The organism is Haploplasma modicum ATCC 29102 (assembly GCF_000687835.1).
GTDB lineage: Bacteria > Bacillota_I > Bacilli_A > Acholeplasmatales > Acholeplasmataceae > Haploplasma > Haploplasma modicum.
On sequence record NZ_JHYB01000003.1, the window covers coordinates 1 to 16,208 of the forward strand.

Consider the following 16,208-nt stretch of genomic DNA (forward strand, 5'->3'; position numbering starts at 1 on the left):
AATTTCTTTGAAGTTTTCAATCTCAATCATATAGATCGCTTCTAACATTGTTGTTAGATCTGCTTTTGTGATTCTTGCTTTACTATCTAAGATATTAACTGGTAGGATAAAGTCATTTCCTTCAAACTTACCACTGATATTTAGTTTTTCTAATTGTTTATTAATTTGACGTGCTAACTCATTTCTTGATTTACCACTTTGAGCTAATTTATCAACGGAGTAATGGAAGATATCTGCTTCTAGTAAAGTATGAACTACTTGTTCTGGAACCATTCTTCTTACATCTTCCATTCCTACTAATTTAATTTCTTTGAAGTTTTCTATCTCAAGCATATAGATTGCTTCTAACATTGTTGTTAGATCAGCTTTTTTGATTCTTGATTTACTGTCTAAGATATTAACTGGTAGGATAAAGTCATTTCCTTCAAACTTGCCACTGATATTTAGTTTTTCTAATTGTTTATTAATTTGACGTGCTAACTCATTTCTTGATTTACCACTTTGTGCTAATTTATCAATAGAATAATGAACAATCTCTGATTCTAAGAATTTATTAGCTGTTGCTAAAGGTAAAATATTTTGGATATCAAAAGTACTTTCTAGTTTTATATTGCTAATTGAGTCAATATTTATTCCATATACTCCTTCAATAATAGTCATTAATTCTTGTTTTGGAATTAACTTATTATTATCTAAGATATATTCTGGTAATAATAATGAGTCCTTTGAAATTTTTCCTTCGAAATTATTTTTCGCAATTAACTTGTTAATTTCTTTAGCTGCATAAGTTAGTACTTTATCATTTTTTGACATATCACTAATAAAGTGATGAATTATTCCTACATCAAATAATGAGTCATAGAATCCTAAATGAATAACATCTTTTAGATTACCAAATTCTTTAATACTTGTTAACTCATCATATGATACTAAGTTTAGTGAGTTAAATGTATCAATGATTCCAATAAAGTCTTCAACAGGGATTTTTTGTTCATTGTTAAGTGCTTTATTTGATATTCTTAAATCTTCTTTTGATAAACTTAATTCTATTTTATTATTTTTCAAGATACTATTTAATTTGGAAGCAGCAAATTCTGCAATTGATTCATTTCTAACAATTGAATCAATACCATAGTAGATAATCTTTGATCCTAATATTTGTTCAATAGCTTTTTTATTAACTCCAGCAACTTTTACGTCTTCAGTTAATTTGTTTAACAGCCTTGGATCAGCAAAATTACTATCTAAATCAATATTTGCACCAAATCCTGCGATTATAAGATTATTTAATTCGGTTTTATTAATATACTTATCATCAATAAAGAAGATTGATGAATCAATTGGGTCCATACTTGGAGCAAATTTATTAATTACGTTAACATTAATAATCTCTGTAATCATTTCTTTAACTGTTTCGTTTGATGCTGATGATTCAAATAAATAATATACTAATGGAATACTTGTCAAATTATCAATTTGAGTAATTGAATCCTCTACTTCTAAGATTTTTTTAACATCTTCGATTGTCTTAATATTTGATAAATCCTTAAATGAACTAATCTTTAAATCAGAAATAAAGTTTACTAAACTTAGTGTTGCTTCATAATTTAATAAATTCCAACTTAGACTATAATCATTTGTAGTAAAGTTATATCCGCTTATATTTAATTTATCTGATACTTTATTAGCATTTTCATTTAATAATTCAATCATTGCATTATTTACTTTATCATTAGTACTTAAATTCTTTAATACTGATTCAAATACTTTTGAGTTATAGATATGATTTAATCTAGTATGGTTAGTATTAGCTGGAACAACTAATAGATTTTCCAAGTCTTCCAAATCAAAACTACCACGCTTAATAATATTTAAATCTTGGGTTGCAATTAAAATTAATAAATCATATAAATGGTTTTCCATCAACCCTTTTTGATCAAATAACGCTGAATCAAATCTTAAATCTGATGATTCAAGATTTAAATATTTTCTTCCACCAATAACGGTTGCTTCATTAATTAAGTTTGCTGTGAAATCTAATATCTCATCATCATTTAATGCCTTACCCAACAATCCTTTTACTAAATCTAATTCACTTAGAAGTTGATAAGCATTTTTATCTGAATGAGAAGATACAAATAATTTTTCAGCAATTAATGTTAAATTAGTTTTATCAAGTGTTGTATCATTTTTGATATCTTTTACATATGTTTGATAAAGTGATGCTAATTTTTCAAATTCAATACTCTTTAATTGTCTTTCACTATTTACTAATGAATTAATAATTGTTATATAATATGCGTCATAATTTGGATAAATATTAAAATTTTTATTATTTAATGAAGTAATTCCTTTTTCAAAATACTTCATACCAAAATTATAGACTTGATCACTTACAGTTACATTTCTTAACAATTCATTAACTACATCGATTTCAAAAATGTTTCTTACGTTATTTTCATTAATTGTATTATCGATGTATTTTTCAAGAGCATCTTTTTCAAGTGATTTAATATTTGCAGGAATATTTAAGTCTTTTGCTAAGAATAAAATTTGGTTTAAAGTTTCTTCTTTAATCTTTAAATTACTATCTAATGAATCCTCAAATTTGAATGATTCTTCAATAATTCCATTTAATTCACTTGGAAGCTTAATATTTTTAGTCATATCAACTACTAATTCTTTAAATCCTTCATTTATTAGTGTATTTCTAAAAATATTATTTATTAATTTTGAATATGATATTTTGCTAATTAATGCATTTGGCATATTGTTGAATCTATCAATTAATATTTCTGTTGTTAAAGCATCAACGTTTGCACCAACAGAGGTATCTGTAGTCTTAAATTCCTTAAACACATCAACAGCAATTTCAATTAATTCTAATAGTGATTCTTTACTAAAAGTTTCAGAGCCATAACCATCTTGTAATAAATCTAATTTAGATAATTTTGATGATTTATTTAGTGCATCTTCAGCAATTTCTAAGCCTAAAGATTTTATAATTTCTGAGCTTAGTATGTTTGAAAATGTTTTGTTTAATAACTGTTTATCTTCAAATCTTGTAACTAAACTTACAGGTAAATCATTTAGTGATTTAATGTTAGTTAAATTATTAATTGATAATATAAATTCTTCGTTTGAACCTTTAAATGGTTCAATTAGATTTAATGTTCCACTAATAATATTATTTAATTCTAAGATCCAAGCTTCCTCATTTATTGGAGTTTCTTCTAGGTTATCTGGAAGGGTAATTATTTTTTGGTTGATTTCTAGGTTTTTAATATTATGTGCTGCTGTATAAAGTAAGATTGAATCTTTATCTAAAAGCGGATCAAAGTTTAAGATAGTTCTTAAATTTTCATAATCTAAAAGACTAGCTAAGTTGAAATCTTTATAATTAGTATCAGTAAATCCTTTTTCTTTTGCACTTAATGCTAAATTATAAGTTAAGTCGAATACTTTATTTAAATCACGACTTAGTGATTCATATGTAATTGTCTCAGGAATAAATATATCGTCTAATTTTGCTTTATCTTTAGCAAATAATAAGATATCTGTTCCCGCACTTTTAATTGTTTGTAATGAAAGAATTCTTGATTTAAAAGTATTAAACTCTTCTAAATCCAATTGTTCTAGTTTTGTAAGTAGGGCAATATACTCTTTATTTTGGATTAAATCTACTGCACCTTCTATATTAGTAATTTTATATCCATATTCTAAAACTTGAAGTATATTGCTTAATTCTTTACCAATTTTAAAGTCTTCTGAACTTAAAACTTTTAAAGAAATATCTTTAATTTCTTCATCTTTTACAAGTTTTTCAACTAAAGGTACTGAAACAATTTCTAACACTTCATTAATAAAATTACTATCTTCAAATAATAAATTAATAATTTCTTTTAGTGAAGTAAATGTTTCTGGATTACTTAAAAGACTATCAGTAACTGCAATTACTTGAGCTTCATCTTCAAAATATGGTTCTAATCCCAACATAAATAGTTTTTGGTAAATGTCTTTTACATTAGTAATTTCATTACCAAAATCAACACCGTCTAATGAACCACTAATTTGATCAGCCGTATCACCTGCAGTAAATGAATTTGTGTAAACAAATAAATCAACACCAAGTGGAATACTCTTCATCGCTAATTCAAAACCAGATAATTCACCTAAAACATCATTAATTATTTTTGAAGTATCTTCTTCTAATAATATTTTTGGATCAAATTTACCTTCAGCAAAGAATTTAGTAAAGTCGTAATCTTGATTTTCTTCTGAGAAGATTACCTCTGACAATTGTGCAATATCTTTAATTGCACCATCTTCACCTTTAAAATATTTAGGGTTACTGAAAATAAATTCTAATCTTTCATGTAAATATTCATATGGATTATCATTCCAAGTAATTTTCTTTTGGATTGATTCTTGTTTTAACATGTATTCAACAGCAATATTAATTCCCACTGTTGAATCAAGTTTTGAAATTAAATCAATTGCTTTAGAAATTCTTTGTTGAGTTTCAAATTCATAATTCAATATATCTTTTGGATTATTAGAAATTGCCATTAAACCTCTAACGTCATCAATTAATAATAGTTCATTGATTAATTTTGAAATTGTTGACATTTCCTTTTGCCAGGAAAGTAATTTTAATTGTTCAAAACTTTCTTTAGTATAAATGTTTTCAGATACGTCAAATTTTAATAATTTATCGAAAAATTCATTTTGATCTAGAACATCAATTCCTATTGGTAATAGTAAATTGATTAATGTCGAATCTCCTAAATTAGTTAGAATTTGATCGATATTTTTATAGTCATCTTGATGATTAATATCTTCAAAATTAAATGATTTATCAATATAACCATTTTCATAGAGAATTTGTGCAACTCCACCAAGTAAATTTAATTCCTCAGCGAACTTTAAATCAACTTTTTCGCCATCTTTTGTTTTGATTGTTGTTGAGAATAATGAGTCAAAAACAATCTCATCAACACTCTTTTCACCAAACTTTACACGTTTTGAAAAAAGTCCAATTCCTTCATTAGTAAAAGCTTGTAAGCCATCTAGTATAGCATCTATGTCGCTTTTCTCTTCTTCATCTCCACTTGATGTCTTAAAAATCATTCTAAGAACGTTTCTTTCGTTAGTTCCATCTTCTACTTGGAAGCTATTTACTGCTCCAGAGAAAACGATAATTGGTAAGAATAGAATAAATACGACTATAACACCTCTAATTATTCCAAACATTCCACCACTAAGTCTACTTTCGAATGAAGGTTTACGACTGATATTTAATCCTGAATCATTGCTTCTTCTAATTTTATTCCAGATCGGTCTAGAAACAATTAAAGTTATTAAGAATTTTACTAATGGATATAAGATCAATAGTAAAACAATCCTTAACACTAAGTCTAGTATTGCAAATACATATGGACTTAATTCTGGATTAACTAAATAAACTCTAACACTTTCGGGTAAACTAAAAAACTTGTCCGTAAAACTCAGTAATGCTCCTGGAGTCTTAAAAACAATTCTTATAGATATAAACGAAAGTCCAAATAAAAGTACTATTGATAAAATTAAACTTGATAAAGTATAAAATAAAGATTTTTTAAATCCCCTTTTATAACCAACCAAAAAGTTTATCAATAAAACTAGTAGAAAAATTGTCCACTGGACAATTCTGATAATATTTTCCATGCTCCCCATGTAATCCCCCTTTAAATTGTGAATTATATAATATATTATATCACATCATAAATGGTAAAAAAACAAATATCAGCAATAACTGAGTAAAAACGAACAATTTATCTGATGTTTTAACATATAAAACTTATATTTTCCTATTTTATTTTATAAAAATCTTAAAAAAAATTTTTTTATTAGAAAAAGAGACTCATCCTATTTCTTTAAATCAATTAGGATTAGATCTCTTTCTTTAAATTTATCTAGATATTTTTCCATCTTTTCTATGACAAAAATATTATTTTTATTTAATGTATGAACAAGTTTTACATAACATGATCTAATACACTATAATAAAAAGTATTATCAAAAATAATTATTCCATCAAACTTAGTATTTGTTTTAAAATCTAGCATATCACTTAAAAATAACCCATTAGGAATGCTAGTTCCTGATTCTAAAACTAAAATTTCTCCATTTGTCTTTACTAAATTTGCAAATTTGTAAACATAAGAATTTATGTTACTAGTTTAACTCTTTATATCCCATATTTTTTTCAACTTTGTTATATGAATCCATATTTAACTTCAAAATTACTACCTCATTACATTTAAGATCAATATACATTAAATTAAAATATTTTTTAAGTTATATCACTTTAACTTTTTTATTAAATATGTATAATAGTTAAATGGACAGGAGGAATTTACATGAATTTTATTTTACCAACATTATTACTCTTAGGGGGATTTTTAATTTTAGTCAAAGGAGCAGATTTTTTTGTTGATGGTGCATCTTCAATTGCAAAGCACTTTAAAGTATCAAGTTTAGTTATTGGGTTAACGGTTGTTGCATTTGGTACATCACTACCTGAGGCAGCAGTAAGTATTTCAAGTGCGATTAAAGGATCTGGTGATATTTCATTTGGTAATGTCATAGGTTCAAATATTTTCAACCTATTATTAATTTTAGGAATATCATCGATTATTATTCCACAAGTTGTACATAAAGACTTAATAAAGCGAGATTTACCAGTTGCAATTTTTTCAGTTTTACTTTTAATTCCGATGTATTATCTACTTGGAACACAAAATGTTATTACAAGACTTGAAGGATTATTACTTACAATTTTAGTGATTTCGTTTGTTGTAATGTTAATTAAAAAACCAAATACCGAAATTAAGTTGGATGAAAAAAAAGAAATTGAAATGACATATCCCATTAAAAAAGCTATTATTATAACAATAATTGGTGCAATTGGTATTGCTTTAGGTGGAATTTTAGTTACTAATGGTGCTAAAGAAATCGCGCTTTTACTAGGAATGTCTGAATTATTAGTAGGACTTACTATTATCTCAATTGGTACTTCATTGCCAGAACTTGTTACATCAATAGTTGCCGCAAGCAAAAAAGAATCAGATATTGCAATCGGTAATATTATCGGATCTAATATTTTTAATGTCTTATTTATTTTAGGGTTTAGTGCCCTTATTACGCCAATTAGTTTTAATCAAACTGCGATTTTTGATATCATTTTTGTAAGTATCGCCACAATTATTGTCTACCTATTTGCTTTAAGAAGAAAACAAATAACAAGACTTCACGGTATAATTTTATTAGTTCTATATTTTGGTTATATGTTTTTTATTATCAACAGAGATTTATCTCAAGCTAATGTAATATCTTTATTTATAAACTACATGTAATATTCTTAAAAGTAATCAATAATTAATTTAAAGATTACTTTTTTTTATATTTAAAGATCTATATTAAAAACAAACTTAATTCATTATCTTTAAATACAATTATATTTTGTTATTTTTATATTCTATCTTTTTCTTTAAACTATATTAGTTAGAACGAAAGATTTATACTTTTATCAAATAAAAAACAAGACCATTTTTTGATCTTGTAAATTTAAGTGTTTTTATTACTTATTTAATATATTTTGGTCCCCGAGGCCGGACTCGAACCGGCACGGATCTCTCCATCGGATTTTGAGTCCGACGCGTCTGCCATTTCACCACTCGGGGCAATATATAAATTATAACACCAAGGAAAATGAATGTAAACAAATATTTATAAAAAAGAAAGGCAAACTTGCCTTTCTTACATCTCAAACTGACTATTATATAATTTAGCGTAAAAACCATCTTTTTTAATTAATGATTCATGATTACCTTTTTCAATAATGTCTCCATTATCCATAACAAGTATTAAATCAGCATTTTTAATTGTCGATAGTCTATGAGCAATAATGAAACTAGTTCTACCTTTCATTAATTCATCCATTGCTTCTTGGATAATCTTTTCAGTTCTTGTATCAACTGATGAAGTAGCCTCATCTAAAATTAAGAGTGGTGCATCTTTAATCATTGCTCTTGCAATTGTAATTAATTGTTTTTGACCTTCTGAAACACTTGATTTTTCAGTTAAAACTGTATCATAACCATTAGGTAGTGTTTTAATGAAATGGTGTAAGCCAATCTTCTTACATGCTAATTTCACATCTTCTTTTGTAACATTTTCCATACTATAGGCAATGTTTTCAAAGATTGTACCTTCAAATAACCAAGTATCTTGAAGTACCATACAAAACTGATTATGAACATTTTCACGTTTTACATCACTAATATTAATTCCATCAATCTTAATTGAACCACTATTTAGTTCATAAAATCTCATTAATAAGTTAACAATAGTTGTTTTACCAGCTCCTGTTGGTCCGACAATAGCTACTTTACTACCTGCTTTAGCATATGCTGTAAAATCGTTAATGATTGTTTTATCTTCAACATAACCAAATTTTACATTTTCAAATTCTACTAATCCTTTAGTTTCAGTAATTTCTAATGTCTTATCTTCTTCATTTGAAAGTTCTTCTTCTTCCAAGAATTCAAATACTCTTTCACTTGCTGCAGCAGTTCTTTGGAAGTTGTTTGCAACTTGAGCAAGTTGAGTTAGTGGTTGGTTAAATAATCTAATATATATTGTAAAGGCCATAATTGTCCCGATATCAGTTTTTCCTTTGTTAACTAGAATAGAACCTACAACAATCACACAAACATAGCCAAAGTTACCAATAAAGCTCATTAAAGGCATCATTAGACCTGAGAAGAACTGTGATTTCCATGCACTACTATGTAAATCTGTATTTATCTTTTCAAAACCTTCTTTAAAACTATCTTTTGCATTATATGCTTTTATTACGTTATGGTTAGTATATGACTCTTCAATAAATCCGTTCATTTTACCTAAATCTGTTTGTTGACTAATGAAAAACTTTTGTGAGTTTGACATAATTACACCAATTAAAACAAATCCAATTAAGCTTGCTGCAATTGCAGTAACTGCAAGAAGTGGACTAGTTATAAACATCATTAAGATGGATCCTAAAATCATAACAACTGATTTAATTAATGTTGCTATACTTTGGTTTAAGGTTTGACTAATTGTATCAACATCATTTGTAACTCTACTAATTACATCTCCAGTACTTGATGAATCAAAGTATTTTAAGGGAACTAAATTAATTTTTTTACTTATATCTTGTCTAAGTCTAAATGATGTTTTTTCAGTAACAATTGCCATAATATAGCTTTGAATAATATTAAATAACATTGATAGTAAATATAAAACAACAAGTAATATAACAATAGATAAAACACTTGCCATTGTATCAGTTACATTTGTTCCTGGAATTAATAGTTTAACAATTTCATTGGTTAATAATTTAATCTTATCTGGTCCAATAACTTCAATTACAGTACCTGCAATAACAAATACTAAAGCAATTAAAATTGGAATATATAAGTTATTTAAATATCTAAGAATCTTACCCATTCCCTTTTTAAAGTTTTTAGGTTTTTGAGGCATTACATTTTTATTATTTTTCATTGTAATTCCTCCTCTGTTAATTGGGATAAAGCAATTTCTAAATAAACTTTACAACTCTTTAATAAATCTTTATGTTTACCAACACCAACTATTACACCTTCATCTAAAACAACAATCTTATCAGCTTCCATTATAGTTCCGATTCTTTAAGCAACAACAAGATTTGTTGTTCCTTTAGTTTTTTCTTTTAATGCTGTTCTTAGTGCTCTGTCTGTTTTAAAATCAAGTGCTGAGAATGAATCATCAAAAATAAAAATTTCAGGTTTTTTTGCAACTGCTCTTGCGATTGATAATCTTTGTTTTTGACCACCTGATAGGTTTGTTCCACTTTGAGCAATATCACTGTCTAGTTTATCTTCAAGTTCACTAACAAAATCTTTAGCTTGGGCAATTTCTAATGCTTCCCAAATATCCGTTTCATCGTTTATTCTTTCTTTATTTGTACCAAAAGCAATATTATCACTTACTTTACCTTTAAATAAAACAGCTTTTTGGGCAACATAACCAATTTTTTCATTTAAATCAAATAATTTATAATCTCTAACATCTATTCCATTAATTAAAACTTCGCCACTTGATGCATCATAAAATCTTGGAATTAAATTAATTAAAGTTGATTTACCACTACCAGTTGAACCGATAAATGCAACAGTCTCTCCTTTATTAATTTCTAAGTTAATATCTTTTAAGACATATTCTTCTGCTTCTGGATATTTAAAACTTACATTTTTAAATTCTATAGTACCTTTTAATTTAGTATCCTCTAAATCAATATTTCCATCAACAATTTTTGGTTTAGTATATAATACTTCATTAATTCTTTTTGCTGATACCAAGCTTCTTGGTAATAGGAAAAAAATCATTACTAACATAATATATGCCATAATTACCATCATTGCATATTGGCTAAAGATTAACATATTAGCAAATGTATCTACTTGTAATAAAGGATCTCCAATTTGATTTTTAAGTAAAATTGCACCTATATAATAAATCGCAACCATTAAAACGCTCATTAAAAAGTTCATAATTGGCATCATAAATGACATTGCTTTATTAGTAAATAATACTACATTAGTTAAATTTTTATTTTTTACATCAAATTTATCTTCTTGGAAACCCTCAGCATTATAAGCTCTAATTACTCTAACACCTTTTAAGTTTTCACGAACTGATTTTGTAACATCATCAGTTAGACTTTGAACTTTTCTAATCTTAGGAATAACAAATATCATTATTATTGCAATTAAAATTGTTAATAAAATTAATGTCACGAATGTTGCTGTTGACCATTCAACTCCAACATTATAGATTTTAATAATTGACCAAACAGCCATAATTGGTGCTTTAATAAGTAACTGAACTCCCATTGTAATAAACATTTGAATTTGACTAACATCATTGGTTGTTCTTGTAATTAAACTTGCTGTTTCAAAATTGTTAATTTCTTCATTTGAAAAACTTGTAATTTTATCAAACATTTTTCCTCTAACTCTTCTGGAAAAGGCTGCAGCAACTCTTGCCATGAAGAATCCTGTTACAACAGCGGCTGATAAACTAGCAAGTGCAAGTAATAACATATTACCACCAACTACTAAAATATCTTTTGTAGCACTACCTGGGGTTTGAATTAAGGTCATAATTTCCTTCATGTATTCAGGAAGTTTTAAGTCTAACCATACTTGAAGCACAATTAAACCAATACTTAGAATAATTGATATTACTTCTTTTATCCCTAGGTGTTTAAACATTTTTAACATAATTACACCTCTATAATTTAAGTATATTTAATATACCCTTTCTCTTTTTTATTATTAATCATATCATAGTTTTTTTATAAATAAAAACATAATGTTAAATTGCATTATTATATTAGATTAAAAGTTGCTAGAGTCTATAATCTCTAACAACTTATTTAAAATTTCATCTACTATATAATTTTTATTATTTAATATTTTAAAGGAAGTTGCTTCTAAATTATTAAATAATGTTTGGTTAATATTAATTCCAATTCCAACAATTACATAATCATAATAATTAGAATTACTATTAATCTTACTTTCAATTAAAATACCAAGAATCTTTTTGCCATTTACTAAAATATCATTTGGTTCTTTAAATGTTCCTTTGATATTATATTTACTTAGTAGTTTTAATAAGGAATCCTTAATCAGTATTTTTAAATCACTTATTTTATCTAATTCATAGTTTTTGTAAAGAATTGAAAATAGTAAATTTTGATTAGATTCTGATTGCCATAGTCTATCAAACTGACCTCGACCTAAAGTTTGATAACCTGCTTTTACAATTGTTTTATTTTCTAAATTTAAATACTCTCTTTTTAAATAATCATTGGTTGAATCAATTATATCTAAATGAATTATTTTCTTATCTAATTGCAAAGCTTATCTTCGCCTCACAAACTAACTCATCATCTACATAAGCTTTCCCTTCACCAAAGCCAAAGCCACGTCTAAATTTAGTCATTTCACATTCTAAAATTAATTTATCGCCGGGTTTTACTACTTTTCTAAACTTCGCATCACTAATTCCTGTTAAATATGCAATTTTACCTCTTAGGTCATCTTTTGATAAAGCAACAATACCACCAACTTGTGCCAGTGCTTCAATAATTAAAACTCCTGGCATAACTGGTTCATTTGGGAAATGACCTTTAAAATAGTATTCATTTTCATTAACATATTTGATGCCTTTTGCTTTAGTATCAGTTACTTCAATAATTTCATCTACTAATAAAAATGGATCTCTATGTGGAAGAATTTTTTCAATGTCATTTTTATTAAGCATTATAATTCTCCCTTCTTAAAAATTAAAACAGCATTATGGCCACCAAAGCCTAAGTTCATATTTAGCCCATAATTTAATTCTTTTTTTACAGCAACATTTGGTGTATAGTTTAAATCACATTCAGGATCACTTACGTTTAAATTAATTGTTGGTGGCACAACATTGTTTTCTAATGCTTTAATAACAGCAATAGATTCCAGTGCACCAGCCGCACCTAAAGCATGACCTGTCATTGATTTGGTTGAACTTATATTTACTTTATAAGCATGATCTTTAAATGCTTTCTTAATTCCAAATGTTTCAGTTCTGTCATTTAAGATTGTTGATGTCCCATGAGCATTAATGTAATCGATTTGGTCTAAATTAATTTTTGCCTCATCTGCAGCAAGAGTGATTGCTCTTGCAATTGCTTCTGCCTCTGGATCTGGTGCAGTCATATGGTGTGCATCACCAGTTGAACCATATCCAACGATTTCTGCATAAATTTTTGCTCCTCTTTTTTTAGCATGTTCATATTCTTCTAAAACTAGTGCGGCTGCACCTTCACCCATCACAAATCCTGTACGTTCAAGATCGAAAGGAATTGATGCTCTATTTTTATCCTCTGTCGTATTTAGTGCTTTAATTGCACTAAATCCTGCAATACCTATTTGATTAATTGAAGCCTCAGCCCCACCAGTAATTGCAAAGTCGATATAACCATGTTTAATATTTCTAAATGCCTCACCTATCGCATTAGTTGATGCTGCACAAGCAGATACAACCGGAATATTTGGTCCCTTTAAACCATATTTAATACTAATTGCTCCACCTGTCATATTAATAATTGTTTTAGGTACAAAAAATGGTGATACTCTATTTGGTCCTTTAGTAACAGCAACTTCAATTTCTTCATAAAAAGTATTTAAGCCACCAATCCCACTTGTAAAGAAAACCCCATAACGATAAGGATCAAACTCAGTTAAATTACTGTCTTTTATTGCCTCATCTGCAGCAATTAATCCATACTGAGTAACTCGGTCTAATCTTCTAATTTCACCTTTATCTAAATAATCTTCTAAATTCAAGTTTTTAATTTCTGATGCAAGTTTAACTTTGAAATCTGTTGTATCAAAGTAGGTAATAAAATCTATTCCGTTTTCCCCATTAATCATTTTAGTAAATGTTTCATTAACATTATTACCTAAACCATTAATAGTTCCAAGTCCTGTAACAACAACTCTTCTCATATTGAAAGTCCCCCATCAACTGATAAAGTTTGTCCTGTTATATATTTTGCATCATTACTTGCTAAAAATAAAACTGCTTTAGCAATATCTGTTGTGTCACCAAATTTCTTTAATGGAATCTCATTTAACACTTGATTTTTAATGTCATCACTTAAAACACTTGTCATCTTTGTGTCAATAAATCCTGGTGAGACTGCATTAACAGTTACCCCTTTTGAAGCAAACTCACGTGCTAGACTTTTGGTTAAGCCAATTACTCCAGCCTTTGCTGCACTATAATTACTTTGACCAATATTTCCTTTAATTCCAGAAACACTAGAGATATTAATTATTCTTCCATATTCAGCTTTAAGAAGTGCTCTTGATGCATGTTTACACATATTCCAAACTCCTTTTAAGTTTGTTGTTATAACACTGTCAAAACTCTCTTCTTTCATTCGTAAGATTAAAGCATCATCAGTTATACCTGCATTATTTACCAAGATATTTAATTTACCAAAATGTTCTATTGTTTTATCTACTAAGTTTTTAGCATCATTAAAATTGCTAATATCAGCCTTAATCGCAATAGCTTCTCCACCAAAACTTGTTATTTCATTTACAAGTTCTTCTGCACTTTGTGCACTACTTCTATAGTTAATAACAACTTTGACTTTTGCTTTTGCAAGTTCAAGACTAATACTTCTACCAATTCCTACTGCCCCACCTGTAACGATTGCAACTAAATCATTCATTTAATAATCCTCCAATATTTTCGATGTCTTCAAGTTTTTCTATATTATAAACTTCTACATCATAATTTTTTGCTACTAAATTTTTAAGTACCACTCCTGGTCCTATTTCAATAAATTTAGTAAAGCCATCTTCAATCATATTTTCAATTGTTTGATAAAACATAACAGGAGATTTTACTTGTAATGCTAACTCTTCTTTTAATCTATTTATTTTTAAAACTTTAGATGTTGTATTTAGATATACATCGAATAAGGGTTGATTTATTTGATACTTATCTAAACGATAAGATAATTTTTGACTTGCAAAATCCATTAACTCACTATGAAATCCACCACTTACATTTAGACTAACCATTCTTTTTACATCTAATTCTTTAAACTTTTCTAAAGCTTTATTAATTCCACTTTCATTACCACTAATAACAATTTGTTTCCTTGAATTGTAATTAGCAATACTTACTATATCTTTATCATTATTAATCAAACTAACAACTTCTTTAATTAAGTTAGGATCAGTATTTAAGATTGCAACCATTTTCCCTTTATTTATTAAGACTGCTTGTTCCATAAAGTTTGCTCTATCTTTAATGATATGTAAGATATCGCTAAAACTATATATGCCACTTGCATAAAGTGCACTATATTCTCCCAGGCTAAACCCAAGTGCACCAGATACTTTAATCCCTTTTTCTTTTATATAATCGTAAATTAAAACCATCATTAGTGTCATTAGTTCTTGAGTATAACTAGTTTTGTTAAGTTCATCATTAAGATTTTTTAATGCTTCTATTGTGTCGTAACCAAAGATTTTATTAGCAAGTTCAATTTTTTCTTTATTTTTTTCTAATTTGAAAAAATCAAGTCCCATATTTGCATGTTGACTACCTTGGCCTGAAAACATTAAACCTACTTTCATAAAATCTCTAAACTTTCTTTATAAGTTGTAAAACCAATCACAAATTCATCTATAACTTCTTTGACTGTTTTAATTTCTCTTACTAAACCTGAGATTTGTCCTGCCATAAATGATCCCTCATTTAAATTACCATCATAAATTGCTTTTGATAAAGAACCAAGTGTTAGTTTTTCTAATTCTTCAAAACTAGCACCTTCTTTATTAAGTCTAATATATTCAACAGCCATTTGGTTTTTAATAACTCTAACTGGCGCTTGATCAGAACCGGTTATTACTGTATCTGTATCTTTAGCATTTACTACAATATTTTTATAATTTTCATGAATTGGACATTCTTTGGTTGCTAAAAATACTGTTCCTGCTTGAATCCCTTTAGCACCAAGAGCAAAAGCTGCAAGAGCACCTTTTCTATCTGCAATCCCACCTGCTGCAATAACTGGAATATTTAACGCATCACTTACTTGAGGAACTAAGGCAAAGGTTGTCATTCTACCGATATGACCACCCGCTTCCATCCCTTCAGCAATAACTGCATCAGCACCAGCCTTTTCCATTCTCTTTGCAAGAGCAACGCTTGGAACAACAGGAATTACAATAATACCTGCTTCTTTCCATTTTTCTATATATGGCCCAGGATTACCAGCACCGGTTGTTACACACTTAACTTTTTCTTCAATTACTAATTCAGCAATATCATTTGCATGAGGACTAAGTAATAAAATATTTACTCCAAATGGTTTATCAGTTAGTTCTTTTACTTTTCTAATTTCATTTCTAACCCACTCTTTATTATTATTACTAGAACCAATAACGCCTAAACCACCAGCACTACTTACTGCTGCAACTAATTCAGCCTTAGAAATATTAGCCATAGCTCCTTGAATAATTGGGTATTTAATATCTAATAATTCACAAATGTTTTTCATAATTTAT

The 16,208-nt window shown here is 27.5% G+C and carries 9 protein-coding genes, 1 tRNA gene and 1 pseudogene; 1 reads left to right on the forward strand and 10 read right to left on the reverse strand.

Annotated elements, in window-relative coordinates; genetic code table 11:
- On the reverse strand, positions 1-5,706 hold a 5,706-nt coding region (locus T352_RS06245; protein ID WP_156951180.1), incomplete at its 3' end, for a CvpA family protein.
- Between the two features lie 695 nt (positions 5,707-6,401).
- Between T352_RS06245 and T352_RS06250 the strand changes: the two genes are divergently transcribed.
- Complete coding sequence (locus tag T352_RS06250; RefSeq protein WP_051615770.1) at positions 6,402-7,397, forward strand: calcium/sodium antiporter; 996 nt, start codon at positions 6,402-6,404, stop codon at positions 7,395-7,397.
- Positions 7,398-7,640: 243 nt separating this feature from the next.
- Here the strand turns inward: T352_RS06250 and T352_RS0102635 are convergent.
- The 9 genes and pseudogenes from T352_RS0102635 to T352_RS0102675 form a co-directional block, all read right to left on the reverse strand.
- Positions 7,641-7,724, reverse strand: a tRNA-Leu gene (locus T352_RS0102635).
- A 76-nt stretch (positions 7,725-7,800) separates the two neighbouring features.
- The gene (locus tag T352_RS06255; RefSeq protein ID WP_035345051.1) at positions 7,801-9,588 is read right to left on the reverse strand and encodes an ABC transporter ATP-binding protein; all 1,788 of its coding nucleotides are present in this window, start codon (positions 9,586-9,588) and stop codon (positions 7,801-7,803) included.
- A pseudogene (locus T352_RS06260) lies at positions 9,585-11,348 on the reverse strand (ABC transporter ATP-binding protein). The gene T352_RS06255 and the pseudogene T352_RS06260 overlap by 4 nt, the downstream one beginning before the upstream one ends.
- 117 nt (positions 11,349-11,465) lie before the next feature.
- A complete protein-coding gene (locus T352_RS06265) occupies positions 11,466-11,990 on the reverse strand; it encodes a biotin--[acetyl-CoA-carboxylase] ligase (protein ID WP_051615771.1) in 525 nt (174 codons plus the stop codon).
- Positions 11,977-12,396, reverse strand: a complete 420-nt coding sequence (gene fabZ, locus T352_RS0102655; protein WP_026391651.1) for a 3-hydroxyacyl-ACP dehydratase FabZ — start codon at positions 12,394-12,396, stop codon at positions 11,977-11,979. The genes T352_RS06265 and fabZ overlap by 14 nt, the downstream gene beginning before the upstream one ends.
- Complete coding sequence (fabF, locus tag T352_RS0102660; protein WP_026391652.1) at positions 12,396-13,625, reverse strand: beta-ketoacyl-ACP synthase II; 1,230 nt, start codon at positions 13,623-13,625, stop codon at positions 12,396-12,398. The genes fabZ and fabF overlap by 1 nt, the downstream gene beginning before the upstream one ends.
- Positions 13,622-14,359 carry a 3-oxoacyl-[acyl-carrier-protein] reductase gene (fabG, locus tag T352_RS06270; RefSeq protein ID WP_035345107.1) on the reverse strand — a complete coding sequence of 246 codons (738 nt, stop codon included), beginning with the start codon at positions 14,357-14,359 and terminating at the stop codon, positions 13,622-13,624. The genes fabF and fabG overlap by 4 nt, the downstream gene beginning before the upstream one ends.
- Positions 14,352-15,275, reverse strand: coding sequence for an ACP S-malonyltransferase (locus T352_RS06275; protein WP_162151135.1), 924 nt, complete (start codon positions 15,273-15,275; stop codon positions 14,352-14,354). The genes fabG and T352_RS06275 overlap by 8 nt, the downstream gene beginning before the upstream one ends.
- Entirely contained in the window at positions 15,272-16,204 is a 933-nt protein-coding gene (locus T352_RS0102675) for a nitronate monooxygenase (RefSeq protein WP_162151177.1), read from the reverse strand. Before T352_RS0102675 ends, T352_RS06275 begins: the two co-directional genes overlap by 4 nt.
- Positions 16,205-16,208: the final 4 nt, after the last annotated feature.

Excerpts from the sequence above, each read along its gene's own strand:
- T352_RS06250 (WP_051615770.1), top strand. The coding sequence starts at position 6,402 with ATGAATTTTATTTTACCAACATTATTACTCTTAGGGGGATTTTTAATT.
- fabG (WP_035345107.1), bottom strand. The coding sequence starts at position 14,359 with ATGAATGATTTAGTTGCAATCGTTACAGGTGGGGCAGTAGGAATTGGT.
- T352_RS06275 (WP_162151135.1), bottom strand. The coding sequence starts at position 15,275 with ATGAAAGTAGGTTTAATGTTTTCAGGCCAAGGTAGTCAACATGCAAAT.
- T352_RS06255 (WP_035345051.1), bottom strand. The coding sequence starts at position 9,588 with ATGAAAAATAATAAAAATGTAATGCCTCAAAAACCTAAAAACTTTAAA.
- fabZ (WP_026391651.1), bottom strand. The coding sequence starts at position 12,396 with ATGCTTAATAAAAATGACATTGAAAAAATTCTTCCACATAGAGATCCA.
- fabF (WP_026391652.1), bottom strand. The coding sequence starts at position 13,625 with ATGAGAAGAGTTGTTGTTACAGGACTTGGAACTATTAATGGTTTAGGT.